The sequence below is a fragment of the Chitinophaga sp. ARDCPP14 genome (genome assembly GCF_051362515.1).
Classification (GTDB): Bacteria; Bacteroidota; Bacteroidia; order Chitinophagales; family Chitinophagaceae; genus Chitinophaga.
Window position 1 is genome coordinate 285,882 of sequence record NZ_JBKIXB010000001.1, and the last position, 16,309, is coordinate 302,190.

Annotated in this window: 12 protein-coding genes; 10 read left to right on the top strand and 2 right to left on the bottom strand. The window is 48.3% G+C overall.

Annotated features, from left to right (window positions below):
* Positions 1 to 33 precede the first annotated feature (33 nt).
* The 4 genes from ACLHR0_RS01115 to ACLHR0_RS01130 all read left to right on the top strand — a co-directional run bounded on the left by ACLHR0_RS01115 (position 34) and on the right by ACLHR0_RS01130 (position 7,539).
* The gene (locus ACLHR0_RS01115) at positions 34 to 1,218 is read left to right on the top strand and encodes a FecR family protein (RefSeq protein WP_429045667.1); all 1,185 of its coding nucleotides are present in this window, start codon (positions 34 to 36) and stop codon (positions 1,216 to 1,218) included.
* Between the two features lie 251 nt (positions 1,219 to 1,469).
* Positions 1,470 to 4,757 carry a SusC/RagA family TonB-linked outer membrane protein gene (locus tag ACLHR0_RS01120; RefSeq protein WP_429045665.1) on the top strand — a complete coding sequence of 1,096 codons (3,288 nt, stop codon included), beginning with the start codon at positions 1,470 to 1,472 and terminating at the stop codon, positions 4,755 to 4,757.
* A gap of 24 nt (positions 4,758 to 4,781) precedes the next feature.
* The gene (locus tag ACLHR0_RS01125; protein WP_429045663.1) at positions 4,782 to 6,419 is read left to right on the top strand and encodes a RagB/SusD family nutrient uptake outer membrane protein; all 1,638 of its coding nucleotides are present in this window, start codon (positions 4,782 to 4,784) and stop codon (positions 6,417 to 6,419) included.
* Positions 6,420 to 6,585: 166 nt separating this feature from the next.
* The gene (locus ACLHR0_RS01130) at positions 6,586 to 7,539 is read left to right on the top strand and encodes an endo-beta-N-acetylglucosaminidase H (protein ID WP_436484291.1); all 954 of its coding nucleotides are present in this window, start codon (positions 6,586 to 6,588) and stop codon (positions 7,537 to 7,539) included.
* Positions 7,540 to 7,595: 56 nt separating this feature from the next.
* On the opposite strand, the gene zwf is transcribed toward ACLHR0_RS01130, so the two are convergent.
* Positions 7,596 to 9,101 (bottom strand): glucose-6-phosphate dehydrogenase, encoded by a 1,506-nt coding sequence (zwf, locus tag ACLHR0_RS01135; protein ID WP_429061177.1) that lies wholly within the window; start codon positions 9,099 to 9,101, stop codon positions 7,596 to 7,598.
* Positions 9,102 to 9,186: 85 nt separating this feature from the next.
* The gene (locus ACLHR0_RS01140) at positions 9,187 to 9,579 is read right to left on the bottom strand and encodes a hypothetical protein (protein WP_436484292.1); all 393 of its coding nucleotides are present in this window, start codon (positions 9,577 to 9,579) and stop codon (positions 9,187 to 9,189) included.
* Positions 9,580 to 9,760: 181 nt separating this feature from the next.
* On the opposite strand from ACLHR0_RS01140, the gene ACLHR0_RS01145 reads away from it, so the two are divergent.
* The 6 genes from ACLHR0_RS01145 to ACLHR0_RS01170 all read left to right on the top strand — a co-directional run bounded on the left by ACLHR0_RS01145 (position 9,761) and on the right by ACLHR0_RS01170 (position 16,242).
* A complete protein-coding gene (locus ACLHR0_RS01145) occupies positions 9,761 to 10,255 on the top strand; it encodes a molybdopterin-dependent oxidoreductase (RefSeq protein WP_436484293.1) in 495 nt (164 codons plus the stop codon).
* An 87-nt stretch (positions 10,256 to 10,342) separates the two neighbouring features.
* Positions 10,343 to 11,659 carry an ethanolamine permease gene (gene eat / locus ACLHR0_RS01150; RefSeq protein WP_370909852.1) on the top strand — a complete coding sequence of 439 codons (1,317 nt, stop codon included), beginning with the start codon at positions 10,343 to 10,345 and terminating at the stop codon, positions 11,657 to 11,659.
* On the top strand, positions 11,656 to 13,014 hold the full coding sequence (locus ACLHR0_RS01155; RefSeq protein WP_436484294.1) for a glutamine synthetase family protein: 1,359 nt from the start codon (positions 11,656 to 11,658) through the stop codon (positions 13,012 to 13,014). The genes eat and ACLHR0_RS01155 overlap by 4 nt, the downstream gene beginning before the upstream one ends.
* Positions 13,015 to 13,024: 10 nt before the next feature.
* Positions 13,025 to 14,161, top strand: a complete 1,137-nt coding sequence (locus tag ACLHR0_RS01160) for an iron-containing alcohol dehydrogenase (protein WP_436484295.1) — start codon at positions 13,025 to 13,027, stop codon at positions 14,159 to 14,161.
* Positions 14,162 to 14,164: 3 nt separating this feature from the next.
* Complete coding sequence (locus tag ACLHR0_RS01165) at positions 14,165 to 14,881, top strand: gamma-glutamyl-gamma-aminobutyrate hydrolase family protein (protein WP_436484296.1); 717 nt, start codon at positions 14,165 to 14,167, stop codon at positions 14,879 to 14,881.
* Entirely contained in the window at positions 14,878 to 16,242 is a 1,365-nt protein-coding gene (locus tag ACLHR0_RS01170) for an aldehyde dehydrogenase family protein (protein ID WP_436484297.1), read from the top strand. The genes ACLHR0_RS01165 and ACLHR0_RS01170 overlap by 4 nt, the downstream gene beginning before the upstream one ends.
* The last annotated feature ends 67 nt before the right edge of the window (positions 16,243 to 16,309 follow it).

Here is a 16,309-nt window from a genome sequence, read left to right on the forward strand (position 1 = left end):
TTACCCCATATCACCCTTCCAAAATCGCTGATAATGTCCATAACGGAAGTACAGTTATTGCTTGAAAAATATAAGAATGGCCGGATCAGCCAGGAAGAACTGCTGCGCCTGAAAGCGATGGTAGCCGGAAACGACTACGAGCCGGAAATCAAAGCAGATATCCTGTCGGCACTGTACAACAGCGGGACGCCGCAAAGCGGTCTGTCTGCGGAAGATGGTGAAGCCATTTTACAAAACATCCTGCAAACAACGCCTCCCCGCGCTGCCGGCAATACCCGCAGAATAATCTGGTATGCAGCCGCAGCAACCTTGCTGGGAGCCACGCTGGTCACAGGCGCACTTTATATGAAACGGCAGCAACAGCCCGTTATAGTGGCTGCTCCGAAAGCCAATCCCCTGGCGCCCGGCACCAACACCGCCGTACTGGTACTGGCAGATGGTAAAACCATTCCGCTGGACAGCGCCAACACCGGCGCACTGGCCAAACAGGGCAACAGCAGCATCGTAAATTCAGTGCAGGGCCTTGCCTATAAAGCAGAAGGCGCCACCACGGAAGTGGTGTATAACACCGTAGTAACTCCCCGTGGCGGGCAATACCAGCTTACCCTGGCTGATGGCACTAAAGTATGGCTAAACGCCGCCAGCAGCATCCGCTTCCCTACTGCATTCAGCGGGAAAGAACGGCTGGTGGAGATTTCCGGGGAAGGTTATTTCCAGGTAGCCGCCAATGCGCAGCAACCATTCCGGGTGAAAGTAAAAGGCAATCCTGATATGGAAGTAAATGTGCTCGGCACCAGCTTCAATATCATGGCCTATACCGATGAGAAAAACATTACCACTACCCTGGAAAGCGGCGCTGTTCAACTGGTGCATGGCAACATCCGGAGCGTGCTGCAACCCGGCTACGGCGGCAGCCTGAACACCGGCGATGCCGCATTCACCATCGAAAAAGCAGACCTGGAACAGGCACTGGCCTGGAAAGAAGGCAAATTCAGGTTCCGTAATACCAGCATACAAACCATCATGCGCCAAATTGCCAGATGGTATAATATAGAGGTTACCTATGAGGGTGATCTGTCGGATATCCGCTTAACAGGGATCATTTCCCGGCGGGAAAATGCAGCTTCTTTATTAAAGATTCTGTCAACAACAAAACGGGTTCACTTTGATATTAATGACAACCGGGTCGTGGTAGCACCATACGATCCTGAGCAATAGACGCTATTTGTCCACTTATGAATTGATCATTTTTAAATTTATTTAGGTTATGAAGACGTAAATAATTCCACTGCCGGTTGTAAAAAAAAACCGGAAGCAGTGCAATGCTCCCGGCTATAGAAGGCAACCCAACTCCCTGAATCATTTAGAAAATTGAATTATTAAGCCAACAACACAAAAGTATGGAACTACTTGGTACCTGCAAAGTCCCCGGGAAAGGAGGACGTATGCAAAGAAAATTACTGTTGATTATGCGATTAACTGCAATACTGACACTGGTATTCACCCTTAATCTGAGCGCCAAAACCTTCTCTCAGTCTGTTACCATCAAAGGGAAACGTCTTCCCCTTTACGATGTTTTCAACAGCATCAGCCGCCAGACAGGTTATGAATTCATTTATGATGAGAAGCTGCTGGAGAAAGCGCCGCCGGTAAATCTGAATATGAACCAGGCCTCCCTCACAGAGGTGCTGAATGCCTGTTTGAATAACAAACTGTTTAACTACAACATTGTAGATAAAACAATTGTAATCAGCCCGAAGGCTAAAGCAATGGTGCCCGCCGCCGCGGTGATAGCTGCCATCGACATACAGGGCAAAGTGACCGACACCAAAGGTCTGCCACTTGTAGGCGCATCTATCCAGGTAAAAGGCACCAGCAAAGGCACTGTTACCAACACCCAGGGCACCTTTACCCTGGCCGCCAATCCCGGCGATGTGCTGATCATCAGCATCATAGGATATGAAAGCAAACAGGTAACCGTAGGGAATGATCCCAACATCCAGGTAACGCTGGCTGTACAGGACAGCCAGTTAGGCGCTGTAGTGGTAACGGCCCTCGGTATCAAAAGATCCGAGAAATCCATTACCTATTCCGCCCAGCAACTGGATGGACTGGAACTTACCAAAGCGAAAGATGCGAACCTTGTAAATACGCTGAACGGCAAAGTGGCAGGGTTAACTATTTCTTCCAGCGCTTCCGGTGTAGGCGGTTCTGCCAAAGTAATCCTGCGCGGCAGCAAATCAGGATTGGGCAGCAACCAGGCTTTGTATGTAATTGACGGTGTGCCGATGAACAACACCATCACAAACCAGCCGGGAAGTATTTATGGTGGCAGCTCCTCTTATGATGGCGGCGACCCTATCTCCAACCTCAACCCGGAAGACATTGAAAGTATCTCCGTACTGAAAGGCGCATCCGCAGCCGCTCTTTACGGCAGCCAGGGCGCCAACGGCGTAATCATTGTTACTACCAAAAGTGGTAAAGTGGGGCGCACTACTATCAATATATCATCCGGATTCAATGTTAGCCAGGCTGCCTATAAGCCAAAGTTCCAGAACAACTATGGCCAGTCGGCCGACCCAACCACCAAAAGCTGGGGCAGCAAAATCAGCGGCGCAACCGATAATGTATCCGATTTCCTTCAAACAGGACGCAACTTCACCAACGCCATCAGCCTGGCCGGTGGTTCTGAAAAAGCGCAAACTTATTTTTCTTATGCCAATACCTCCGCGCGAGGTTTAGAGGCAGGCAATAAACTCGGTCGTCACAACCTGAGCTTCAAAGAAACCGGTCACTTTCTGAATGATAAACTCACCGCTTCTGCAGATGTGAATTACATGACCCAGAAAATTGACAACACGCCTTTGTCCGGGTTTTACTTCAACCCCCTCACCGGTTTATATCTTTTCCCGCGCGGAGTGGATATCAGCCCTTACCGGGACCAGTATGAAATTCCTGATCCTTCCCGGAATAACCTCATGGTGCAGAACTGGCCTTTTTCAGAAGATGTGCAGCAGAATCCCTGGTGGATCCTCAACCGCAACACCAATTCGCTTTCGCGCAACAGGATACTCGCCAATGCCAGCCTGAAATATGACATCAACTCCTGGTTGAATGTACAGGGAAGAGGAAGTATTGACCGTATGAATGATGTGTATGAGCAAAAGATATACGCCGGCACTCAAACCACGCTGGCCTCCAAGAACGGCGGTTATAACTATACCAACAATACCACTACGCAACAATACGGAGACCTGATCGCCAATTTTAATATCCCGGCAAATGATTTTCATTTTACGGGTATCGTTGGCGGTAGTATCCGCGATGTTAAAACAAACGGTATCTATTTCGCAGCAGGTCAGGAAGGTTTATATCTCCCGAATATATTCACCATCCAGAACATGAAAACGATCAACGCAGCGAACTCCGGTAGCTCACAGGAGAAACACAGCCAGTGGCAATCTGTTTTCGGAAGTGTGAATATTTCTTACAAAGACTGGGCATACATGGATCTGACGGCAAGGAATGACTGGGCCTCCAACCTGGCGTTTACCAACCAGTTATCTTACTTTTATCCATCAGTGGGATTGAATGTAATCCTCACCCAACTGCTTAAAATGCCAGAGGCTATTACCTACGGTAAGATCCGTGGTTCCTATGCTATTGTAGGCAATTCTCCGCTGGCCTACCAGAGTAATACACCGGATAACCTGATCAATACCGGCGGTAACGTAAAAGTGAATACCACAGCTCCATTCAGGGATCTGAAACCGGAAAAAACAAAGTCACTGGAACTGGGTACAGAATGGCGCTTTTTCGACAGCCGTCTGAGCGTGGATCTCACTTACTATAAAACCAATACCACTAACCAGACCATGGAAATTGCCGCACCTAATGCAACCTTGTATAACACCTACTTTATTAATGCAGGTGATATCCAGAACCAGGGTGTAGAAGCCATGATACGGTATGATGTGTTGCGCGATACAAAACTGAAGTGGAATACTGCTTTAAACTATGCAGTAAATGACAACAGGATCATTTCCCTGTCGCCGTTTGTAGACCGTTTCAGCCTGACCGGCGACGGCACCGGCGCCAACTACGCTTCACAATTTAAGGTAGGCGGTTCGTTTGGCGACATTTACGGTACGGTGTTAAACCGTGATGCACAGGGACGTGTGATCATTAACAATGGCGCTCCTTCTCTCGCAGGCGGCCAGATGCAATATCTTGGTAATGCCAATACCAAATGGCAATTAGGCTGGAACAATAATTTTGCATACAACAACTTTACCTTATCCTTCCTGATAGATGGTAAGTTTGGCGGACAGGTAATGTCTGTAACTCAGGCAATGATGGACGGATACGGCGTTTCTGCTACTTCCGGCCAGGCAAGGGATGCCGGTGGCGTAAAAGTAAACGGGGCAGATGCCAATGGCAATCCGGTTACCTCTGTGGATGCAGAGAAATGGTACAATGTGGTAGGCGGCAGAACGGGTGCTTCCGGGGAATATATGTACAGCGCTACTACTGTAAGACTGAGAGAAGCATCGCTGGGATATACCATCCCGTTGAAAAGCAATGCAGTGAAGGCACTGAAGGTATCTGCCAACGGCCGTAACCTGTTTTACTTCTCTAAGAAAGCTCCATTCGATCCTGAGCAAACCATGTCTACCTCCAATGGTCTGAGTGGTGTGGATGTATTTATGTTACCTGCTTCCCGCAGCTATGGCGTTACTGTAAATGCCACTTTCTAATCATTTACCGCAAAACTGAAAACGATGAAACTGTATAATAAAATGAAGCGTTACAGATCTGGTTTACTGGTGGCCACTGCCGCCCTGGTAACCGGGATGAGTGCATGTACCAAAAACTTTGAACGTTATAATACCGACAATACCGGCGTAACGGATGGTCAGCTGGGACCCGATTTTAATTCACTGGGGCTGTACCTTAAATCCGCGCAGATGTCGATCCTGAACTTTTCCGGCGGCGGGGATCCCAACTCTTACCAGGTACAACAGAACCTCAATGCCGACTGTTTTTCCGGTTACTTTATGACACCCAATCCATTCAGCAGCTCCAATAATACTAATTACGGCCTGGTGCCGGGCTGGAATGGGGAAGCGTATAAAGTGGGTTATCTCAATGTGATGTCGCCGGTAGTGAAGCTGAGGGCAAGCGGCATAGATAAAAACTTCCCGGCAGTATGGGCAGTGGCGCAGATAATACAGGTAACCGCCATGAGCCGTGTAACCGATATTTACGGCCCTATTCCGTATAGCCGTGTAGGTGAAGGCCTGTCATCTGTTCCATACGACAGCCAGCAGGATGTATACAAGCGTTTCTTTGCACAGCTGGACACCGCAACAGAAAGTTTGCGCGCCCAGGTTAACAGCGGCACGCAGCTACCTTTCGACTTTTCCAATTTTGATGTTGTTTACAACGGCAATTTTGCGCAGTGGCTGCGCTTCGCTAACTCGCTGCGGTTACGCCTGGCCATGCACATCGTAAAAGCTGATCCGGCCAGCGCAAAAACGGAAGCAGAGAAAGCGCTGAACCCTGCCAGCGGCGGCATCATCACCGATAATGCCGATAACATGACCGTAAAAGTAACCGGCGACTTTACCAATCCACTTGTTTTCATTGCGAAAAACTGGGCAGACATCCGCATCGGCGCCTCTTTGCAGTGCTACCTCACCGGTTTTAAAGACCCGCGGGTTTCAAGGTACATGGACAAAGCCACTGATCCTGCCACCGGGCTTAAAGGCGTATACAAAGGCATCCGTATCGGTAGCCTGGTAGATAAACCGAAATACCAGACCTATTCTTCCTTAAATACAGAAGATGGCGCTTCTCCTGCTTTTACCCTGAAAACGCCAATGCAGGTAATGACTGCCGCAGAAGTGTATTTCCTGCGCGCAGAAGCAGCTGTAAGAGGCTGGAGCAATGCAGGCGGTAGTGCGCAACAATTGTATGAGCAAGGAGTTACTACGTCCATGGCGCAGTGGCAGGTAAGCGCTCCCGGCTATCTTGCCAATGATTCAAGTCATGCCGATGCTTACACCGATCCTAAGAATGCAGCGAATAATATAGGCAGTCCATCTTCCATTACTATTAAATGGAATGAAGGCGATGATGTGGCTAAGAAAATGGAACGCATCATTACACAAAAATGGTTGGCCATGTTCCCCGAAGGACAGGAAGCGTGGACAGAATTCCGCCGTACCGGCTATCCTAAATTGTTCCCGGTAGTGAACAACAATAGCGGTAATACCATTGACGCGGCCATACAGATCCGCAGACTGCCATTCCCGCAAAATGAATATAACACCAATCCTGCTGCAGTGGCGGCTGCCGTGCAGCTGCTGAGTACACCGGCAGATAACGGGGGTACCCGTCTCTGGTGGGATAAATAAAAATAAAGAGCATTTAAGGAGATGGCCGGTAAATGGCCGGCCATCTCTTCTATTACTATCTTTAAGTTAACCTGAGCATACGTTTGTTATAAGAGCCACCAGACCGGAAAACCCGTAACCAAAATTTGAACCCAGATTTCCTGATCATTTAAACATTCATTCCATTATGAAAAAACAATTTCACCCGTTACGGCTATTGGCCGTAGGAATGGCGTGCGCCGCCCTGTTTTTTACCGCCTGTAAAAAAGAAAACAACACCAGCATTTCAACCGATCCCGGCAAAATCGCCACCGGCGCGCATGTAGAAACCGTTACCAAAGCCGGAGGCATGTCCGTTTGCTATGTGGAAGTAAACAGCAACAGTTTACTCAATACCGGCAAGTACACCTTAACCACCGGCGGGCAACAGCTGTTTGATATTGCCATTATTTTTGCCGCCAATATCAACTACAACACCAGTACCCAGAAAGCCGTGCTGTACAACAATCCCAACGTATCCAACGTGCTGGCCAACAAGGCTACGCAAATTGTGCCCCTGCAAAATAAAGGGATGAAAGTATTGCTGTCTATTCTCGGCAATCACCAGGGCGCGGGCTTCTGTAACTTCACCAGCAGAACCGCTGCACGTGCCTTTGCCCAACAGCTCAGCGACACCGTTACGTACTACGGACTGGATGGAATTGACTTTGATGATGAGTATGCCGACTACGGCAACAACGGCACCACGCAGCCAAACGACAGCTCCTTTGTGATGCTGGTAGATGAACTGCGTAAGCTGATGCCCACAAAAATTATCTCCTTCTACTACTATGGCCCGGCAGCATCCAGGTTATCGTGGGGTGGGAAAAAAGTGGGCGACTTTGTTAACTACAGCTGGAATGCTATTTATGGCTCTTATTCCGTACCTAACGTAGCCGGCCTTACAAAGGCACAGTTAGGCCCTGCGGCGGTGGACATTCAGAGTACCAGCCAGAGCACTGCCAATTCACTGGCCACGCAAACGAAGAACAACGGTTATGGTATTTATCTCTGGTACAACCTTACCAGCACCGATAAACATGTGTACTTCTCCGGTGTATCCAGTATCCTCTACGGCAGTAATGTTACCTACACGCCTTAATAAAAAGAAAGGAGTCGTTTATAAAAACGACTCCTTTCTTTTTATTCGATACTCTTCTATTTAATACTGTCTTCCCTTGCCGATAAACGGAACCAGTCCTTCGCGTAAGGCTTTAGCAGGGCGGTAGCCGCTGTGGGCCCCCAGGTGCCGGCCTTATACAAATGCAGTTCTTTCGCCGGGTATTTTTTCCAGGTATCCAGGATGGGCATTACTACTTTCCAGGCAGCTTCCACCTGGTCTGCACGCATGAACAAAGTAGGGTTACCATCCAGCACATCCAGCAACAATGCTTCGTATGCTTCGGGAATTGTTTCTGTATAAGATTCCTGGTAAGTGAAATCCATCTCCACCGGTTTTAATTTCATCTTCAAACCAGGCACTTTACTTTCAAACAACAAACTTATTTCCAGCTCCGGCTGGATACTGATGATCAGCCTGTTGGGCGTGATATCGTCTTTAAAAATTTTATGGGGAGAATCTTTAAACTGCACCACAATTACAGACGATTGCACCGGCATGGATTTTCCCGTGCGTAAAAAGAAAGGCACGCCTTTCCACCGGTCGTTGTCAATAAATAATCTTGCAGCCACAAAGGTTTCCGTATTGGAAGCGGACAGCACATGTTCTTCCTTACGGTAGGGCAAACGTGGCACACCGTGTACATTACCGGCCGTATACTGGCCACGGATAACGTTTTTCAGCACCTGTGCCGGTGTATACGGCCTGATGTCTTTGAGTACTTTTACTTTCGCATCGCGGATCAGTTCCGACTGGTAAAACTCCGGTGAATCCATCGCAACAATACACAACAGCTGCAGCAGGTGATTCTGCACCATATCACGCAGGGCGCCGCTGCCTTCGTAGTAGCCGCCGCGTTTTCCTACGCCTACTTCTTCTGCCACGCTGATCTGCACATGATCAATATATTTTTTATTCCACAGCGGTTCAAATACATAGTTGGCAAAGCGGAACGCCATAATGTTCTGCACGGCTTCCTTACCGAGGTAGTGATCAATTCGGTAGATCTGTTTTTCAGCAAAACGTTTTGTCAGGAAGCGGTTGAGTTTTTTAGCCGTATCAAGGTCGGTGCCGAAGGGTTTTTCCACTACGATACGGTCCAGGCCATCGCGGTTGCAAATGGTGTGCTTGTATAAGCCTTCCGCAATGATTTCGATAAAGCGTGGCGCCACTGCAAAGTAAAAGATGCGGGAACCGTTTTGTTTCTGCTTCTTTCCAAACGCATCCAGCTTTTCTTTCAGGCCGGTATAGGTTTCTGTTTTCAGGAAATCGCCCTGGAGGTAAGAGATATTTTTAGCAAATCCTTCCCATTCTTTCGGATCTGCTTTGCCGTTGCGGCTAAACTCATTGATCCCTGCCAGCAGGTCGAGTTTAAAGGCAGTTTCATCTTCGGGCAGGAAATCCACGCAATAAATGGTGAATACAGGCGGAAGGTGTTTATCGGTGTACAGATTATAAAGCGCAGGAATCAGTTTTCTTTTAGTCAGATCCCCTTTGGCGCCGAAGATGGTAATGGCGGCGGGGAGTGTTTTTCCAGTTTTCATCTAAGCATCGGTTTATTCCCCTGTAATTTAAGCATCATTCCTGTAATCTTTTCATCCATTTTTGGATGCCGGTGGATTCAAAAGATTACCGGTTGCGGGCCAGTATGGCGGCGCAAACGGCCAGGATACACGTCATTGGCGTGAAGATCAGCTGCTCCCATTTATTGATGGAGATGAGGTTACCCAGGGTGTTTACAAAAAATAAAAGACACATCAGCCACAGTACCAGGCTTAAAACCTTGCCATTGGCGGGCAGCTTCAATAGCTTCCTTTTCCCCAGCACCACCAGCAGGAAAAATACATTCACCAGAACAGAGATAGCCTCTAACCGGTACATTTCCATTGGTGACCTCAGTCTTCCTCCCCATACAAGGGAATAAGGTAAAACTTTCGCCACGATCAGCAGGTGAAAAAGAATAAGCAGGGAGAAAATAGTGATCATCACTATCCCCGCTATTTTTGGCATACGGATACTCATAAAGCGATTAACTTGCGTCAAAGGTAAGAATAGCGGCGTTAAACGGGCGGGAAAGAATTTAAACCGCATTGGACCCGGATTAAACATTAGCCTAATAATGCATATTAATGTCAGATGGAGTTACGTTTTTTGTCTGCAAAGTGATATTATTGTCTTCTATTCTTTTAATTTAAAAACGATCATGCTTTTCAAATTAACCGGGTTATTTCTCGCTATACTGGCAACATCCGTCGTATCCGCACAAACGTCTTCTGCCACCATCATTGTACAAGGGGAAGTTACCCACCCGCTGAAACTCAATGCCGATGATATCAGCAGGATGAAAAAAACGGAAGTCACGGCTACTGATCATGACGGGAAACCGCATCGTTATTCCGGTATACCTGTAGCGGACCTTTTGCAGCGGGCAGGCGTAACACAAGGCGCTCAGCTGAGAGGAAAAAATATGTCCAAATACCTGCTGGTGAAAGCCAGCGATGGATACGAAGCAGTATTTGCCCTTGCAGAACTGGATACCGCCTTCACCAACCGGGTAGTGATACTGGCCGACCAGGTGGACGGGCAGCCGCTGCCGGCCGGCATAGGGCCATTCAGAATAGTAGTGCCCGGCGAAAAGAAGCCGGCGCGTTGGGTACGGGAAGTAACCACTATGACCATACGATTTGCAAAAGAATAGGTCCGGCTGGAAAGGTCTTCTTCCCTGTAGTAAAATAATATTTTAATTTATATTATATTACACATACACGCAATAGAGATCTTTCAAATGACACAAAACAAGGGCTTAAAGAAAACACTGACTCCCTTTATGTTGTGGGGACTTGGAGTAGGATACGTTATTTCAGGAATGTATTTTGGTTGGAATCTTGGCCTTGAAAAAGGCGGTACAGGAGGTATGGCCATTGCCACACTTGTGATCATGGTGATGTATGTAACGTTTACTTTCAGCTATGCTGAACTGGCCTGCGCCATCCCCAAAGCAGGAGGAGTTTTTGACTACGCAAACAGGGCAATGGGAAAGAATATCGGCTTTATTGCCGGTATAGCCCAGGTCATTGAATTTATCCTGGCGCCGCCTGCCATTGCATTCGCCATCGGCGCTTATTTCAACGCTTTTTTTCCGCAGGTACCCATCCTCACCAGTGCCATTGCCATTTATTTTGTGTTCACCGGGCTGAATGTTTATGGTGTAAAAGCTGCTGCTTCTTTTGAGGTGATCGTTACCGTTTTTGCTGTGGGAGAACTGTTGCTCTTCGCCGGTTTGTCGTTGCCGAAATTCCAGGCGGTCCACCTTACCAACAACGCACTTCCCAACGGATGGGGCGGCGCCTTTGCCGCCATCCCTTTTGCCATCTGGTTTTTCCTTGGTATCGAAGGCATTGCCAATGTAGCCGAAGAAACCAAAAACCCGCAGCGCGATATCAGCAAAGGTTTTGGATGGGCCATCCTCACGCTGGCCATTCTCTGTGTCCTTATATTTATTTCCGCCACCGGCATTGCCGGATGGGAGGCAATTGTATATAAGAACGGGATCAGCGGGGAAACCTCCGACTCTCCTCTCCCGCTGGCGCTGGCAAAAATTACCGGGAGCAGTCACCTGATGTATCACCTGCTGATCACCGTAGGATTATTCGGGCTGGTGGCTTCCTTTCACGGACTTATCCTCGCCGCCGGGCGCTCTACTTACGAGATGGGCAGGGTACACAACCTTCCTGCTGCCCTCGGTAAAATTTCACCGCGGTTCCATACGCCCGCCAACGCGCTTCTTGGCAACATGGTGATCGGGATACTGGCACTGCTTTCGGGCAAAACTTCCGAAATCATTATCGTATCCGTTTTCGGCGCGCTCACCTTGTATATCATTTCCATGGTGTCTATTATTATTTTGAGAAGACAGGAGCCTGATCTGCCACGGCCTTTCCGGGTAGCCTTCTACCCTGCCTTCCCGGTAATTGCACTGGTGATCGCCAGCATTTCCATTGTTGCGATGTTTTTCTTCAACCTGCAACTTGGACTGATCTATTTCTCCCTGCTGGCCGTTTCCTTTTTGTTGTACAAAATTTTTAAACCTGCTCACACATGACAACTTCCGAAATATTAACGTACGTAAAAAACCATCCGTCGGGTAAGGTAAAAGTAGCGGTAGCGGACATCGACGGTGTACTGAGAGGGAAATATATTGCAGCAGAAAAATTTGCGTCTGTAACAGAGAGCAGGCTGGGATTCTGCGATGTTACCTTTGGCTGGGACATGAGCGATGTGGTGTACGACAACGTGAAATATACCGGCTGGCATACCGGTTATCCCGATGCACAGGTAAAAATTGACCTCAGCACTTTCCGGAAAATTCCCTGGGAAAACGATGTGCCTTTTTTCCTCGGGGATTTTGTACAGGCCGACAATGCACCGGTGTACACCTGTCCGCGGCAGCTCCTGAAAAAAGTGCTGGCAGATGCCGAAAACAGTGGCTTCCTGCCGTATTTCTCACAGGAATTTGAATGGTTTAACTTTACAGAAACGCCTGATACCGTTCACCAGAAACAGTTCCGCGACCTTACGCCTTTATCGCCCGGCATGTTTGGATATTCTATCCTGCGCAGCGCGTTAAAGAATGAGTACATGAGCAGCCTGTTTGAACAACTGGTAAAATTTGATATCCCGGTAGAAGGATTACATACAGAAACAGGGCCCGGCGTTTATGAAGCAGCTATTAAGTATGGCAGGGTTTTACAGGCGGCCGACCAGGCCATACTGTTTAAAACCGCGGTAAAAGAGATCGCGTACAAACATGGCGTAATGGCCACCTTCATGGCTAAGATCCATGAAAGTCTGCCGGGCTGCAGCGGGCATGTGCACCAGAGCCTCTGGGATGCGGGCAGTCAACAGAATTTATTTTACGACGAACACGACGAACATAAAATGAGTGCCATCATGAAAAGTTACATCGCCGGGCAGCTGCACTGTTTACCTTTCATATTACCCATGATAGCGCCTACCATTAACAGCTACAAACGGCTGGTAGAAGGCGCCTGGGCTCCTACTACGCTCACCTGGGGCATAGACAACAGAACGGTGGCATTACGGGCCTTGCCGGGCGATAAAAAGGCCACCCGCCTGGAAACGAGGGTAGTTGGCTCGGATACCAACCCCTACCTCGCATTGGCCGCCTGCCTGGCCGCCGGGTTGTATGGCGTGAAAAATAAAATGGTGCTTGAAAAAAAATTGACCACCGGCAATGGGTACAAAGACACCTCGAATGGTGTATTACCACAGAACCTTCATGTGGCCACCCAACAAATGAAGGAATCGGCCCTTGCAAAAGAACTGTTTGGTGAACCTTTTGTGGAACATTTTACGTTAACCAGGGAATGGGAGTGGCGGCAATATGCCAAAGCAGTGACCGATTGGGAACTTAAAAGATATTTCGAAATCATCTAAGCATCAGCATATGGCATTTCAGTATAATTTTCCTACTACTATCCGTTTCGGCGCAGGCGTCATCAGCGAGCTGCCAGCCTATTTACAGAAAAACGGATTATCACGGCCCATGATCGTTACCGATCCAACGATAGCTGGATTATCATTTTTTAAATCGATCGTGAATGACCTGCAGGCACATCACATCTCCGTGGAAGTATTCAGTGATATCCACAAAAACCCGGTGAAGAGCGATGTGTATAAAGGCACAGATCTCTGGGATCATACACAACGCGACAGTATCATCGGTATTGGCGGGGGCGCCGCGCTGGATGTGGCACGCGCCATTGTGCTGCGGGTTAATCACCGGGAAGACCTGTTTAAATACGACGACCTGATAGGCGGCGATATTTATGTGACCAACGACGTACCTCATTTTATCACCGTACCTACTACCGCCGGCACGGGTAGCGAAGTGGGCAGAAGCGCCATCATTGCCGACGACGACACCCATCAGAAAAAAATACTGTTCTCACCCAAACTGATGGCGAAGATTGTATTTGCGGATCCGGCCCTTACCATGGACCTGCCGCCGTTTATCACCGCCGCCACGGGCATGGATGCATTGACCCACAACATGGAAGCATTCCTGGCAAAGAATCCACATCCCCTGTGTGATGGCATTGCCCTGGAAGGTATCTATCTCATTAAAAACTCACTGGAAAAAGCTACTAACAAACCGGACATAGAAAGCAGGAGCAACATGCTCATGGCTTCCATGATGGGCGCTATCGCTTTTCAGAAAGGACTGGGCGTGGTGCATTCCCTTGCACATCCCCTCTCCTCCCTGCTGGACACGCATCACGGTCTCGCTAATGCCGTAAATATTCCTTATGGTATGCAATTCAATATTGCGGGCTTTGAAGAGAAGTTCCGGCGCATCGCCAGAACACTGGAGTTAAAAGAAGAAACCGGCGAAGCAGTGGTACAATATCTTTTCGATCTTAATGCAAAGATAAATATCCCGCATCACCTCCGAGATATCGGTGTTACCAACGCACATGTGGACACACTGGCAGATCTGGCACTTGCCGATTTCGCCCATCCCAATAACCCTAAACCGGTTACCCGGGAAGATTTCAAACAGTTGTACCTAAACGCGCTTTAGATCATGAAGAAAAAGATAGGGATCAGCTATACGGAAGCCAGTTTTGTCAATTATGAAAACTGGTTTACACCCGAAGACCTCGGCGATGACCTCGAAGTGGTGATCCTTTCCTTCCTGCGTAATAACGTGGAAGATATTTATACCTGCGATGGCCTGGTGCTTACCGGTGGCGTGGATGTGATTCCCTCGCTGTATGGCGGCGTCGAAAACTATCCGCATCAGCCGCAGGAATTTTTGCCGGAAAGGGATGCTTTTGAAAAACGCATCTACGAGTATTCCCAACAGCAACGGCTGCCTGTATTAGGCATCTGCCGCGGGTTACAATACATCAACATCCTGGAAGGCGGGAAAGTGTATGAAGACATCGGTGAAGCCGCCAACAAAATTCATAAAAAAGATACCAGCGATAAAATACACGGCGTAAATATCCGGAAAGACTCATTGCTGTACAGCATTACCGGCCAGGAAAAAGGACAGGTGAACAGCGCGCATCACCAGGGCATCCACCCGGCCAGGCTGGGAAATAATATTATGGTAAGCGCCACCTCCGACACCAGCGATGAAATGATTGAGGGTATTGAGTTCAAAGATAAAACCGGTAAAGGCTTTATGCTTTGCGTGCAATGGCATCCGGAAAGAATGCCGGAGAAAGAAAGCAACCCGCTTTCCCAACAAATCAAAACACAATTTCTTCAAGCAGTTAGAAACCATACGAAATGAGAATCTTTAATCCTGCCACCGCACAAACCCTCGCCGTTCTCAGAGAAGATTCACTGGCAAGGGTAGTTGAAAAAACCGCGTTGCTGCGGCTGGCATTCGACCGCTGGTCGGCCAAGCCACTGGCAGAACGCATCAAAGTAATTACCCGGTTCAACCAGCAGCTGGAAAAGAGAGTGGAAAAACTGGCGGGCGTGCTTACAGCTGAAACCGGAAAACCATTGCAGCAATCACGCAATGAAATCAACGGCGCCGTAGCCAGGATTAACTGGATGCTGGAGAACGCAGAGAAGTACCTGTCGGACGAATGGGTAACGAATACAGATAGCTTAAAAGAAAAAATCTCCTACGAACCACTGGGCGTTATCTGCAATATCTCCGCCTGGAATTATCCCTACCTGGTAGGTGTAAATGTTTTTATTCCGGCCCTGCTGGCGGGCAATACTGTGTTGTATAAACCTTCCGAATATGCTACCCTAACGGGTATGGAAATAGAGAAACTTTTTTACTATGCCGGTCTTGAGCAAAATGCTTTCAAGGTAGCCATTGGCGGGAAAGCCACCGGCGAAAGCCTCATGGATCTGCGGGTAGACGGCTACTTCTTTACCGGCTCTTATAAAACCGGTAAATACATTTATGAAAAAGTTGCTTCCAGGATGCTGCCCTGTCAACTCGAACTGGGTGGAAAAGATCCGCTGTATGTAACAGACGACATCGAAGATATCGCAGCAGTGGCATCAGCTACAGCCGACGGCGCCTTTTATAACAACGGCCAGAGCTGCTGCGCAGTAGAACGCATTTATGTACATGAAAAAGTATACGATGAATATGTAGCTGAATTTGTAAAAGCAGTGAAATCCTGGAAACTGGGACTACCTACAGACGAGGGCGTGTACTTTGGCGCCATCACGAGAAAGGAACAGTTAAAAGTACTCGAAAACCAGGTACTGGAAGCCCGTGCAAAAGGCGCCACGCTGAAACTCGGCGGTCATATCATTGTACATGATGGCAACTTCTTTGAGCCCACCGTTCTCACGGATGTGGATCACAACATGAAAATTATGCAGGAAGAAAGCTTTGGCCCGGTGATAGGCATCATGAAAGTAACCAGTGATAAAGAAGCTATTCAATTAATGAACGATACGGAGTATGGTCTTACTGCATCGGTATACTCTTCCAATGGTGAAAGGGCGCAGGAAATCCTTTCGCAGGTAAATGCGGGTACCGGCTACTGGAACTGTTGCGACCGGGTTACAGCAGGATTGCCGTGGGCGGGCAGGAAGCACTCCGGCTTTGGCGCAACGTTATCGCACCAGGGATTGAGAGCGTTTACCAAAACGAAGGCGTGGCAGATGAAGGGATAAGTTTTATAGAAATATTGTTTGTAAAGCGTGATGCAATGTTGAATTGCATCACGCTTTTTTTATGAGT

Excerpts from the sequence above, each read along its gene's own strand:
- eat (WP_370909852.1), top strand. The coding sequence starts at position 10,343 with ATGACACAAAACAAGGGCTTAAAGAAAACACTGACTCCCTTTATGTTG.
- ACLHR0_RS01140 (WP_436484292.1), bottom strand. The coding sequence starts at position 9,579 with ATGAGTATCCGTATGCCAAAAATAGCGGGGATAGTGATGATCACTATT.
- ACLHR0_RS01125 (WP_429045663.1), top strand. The coding sequence starts at position 4,782 with ATGAAACTGTATAATAAAATGAAGCGTTACAGATCTGGTTTACTGGTG.
- ACLHR0_RS01165 (WP_436484296.1), top strand. The coding sequence starts at position 14,165 with ATGAAGAAAAAGATAGGGATCAGCTATACGGAAGCCAGTTTTGTCAAT.
- ACLHR0_RS01120 (WP_429045665.1), top strand. The coding sequence starts at position 1,470 with ATGCGATTAACTGCAATACTGACACTGGTATTCACCCTTAATCTGAGC.
- ACLHR0_RS01170 (WP_436484297.1), top strand. The coding sequence starts at position 14,878 with ATGAGAATCTTTAATCCTGCCACCGCACAAACCCTCGCCGTTCTCAGA.
- ACLHR0_RS01145 (WP_436484293.1), top strand. The coding sequence starts at position 9,761 with ATGCTTTTCAAATTAACCGGGTTATTTCTCGCTATACTGGCAACATCC.
- ACLHR0_RS01160 (WP_436484295.1), top strand. The coding sequence starts at position 13,025 with ATGGCATTTCAGTATAATTTTCCTACTACTATCCGTTTCGGCGCAGGC.
- ACLHR0_RS01155 (WP_436484294.1), top strand. The coding sequence starts at position 11,656 with ATGACAACTTCCGAAATATTAACGTACGTAAAAAACCATCCGTCGGGT.
- ACLHR0_RS01115 (WP_429045667.1), top strand. The coding sequence starts at position 34 with ATGTCCATAACGGAAGTACAGTTATTGCTTGAAAAATATAAGAATGGC.
- ACLHR0_RS01130 (WP_436484291.1), top strand. The coding sequence starts at position 6,586 with ATGAAAAAACAATTTCACCCGTTACGGCTATTGGCCGTAGGAATGGCG.
- zwf (WP_429061177.1), bottom strand. The coding sequence starts at position 9,101 with ATGAAAACTGGAAAAACACTCCCCGCCGCCATTACCATCTTCGGCGCC.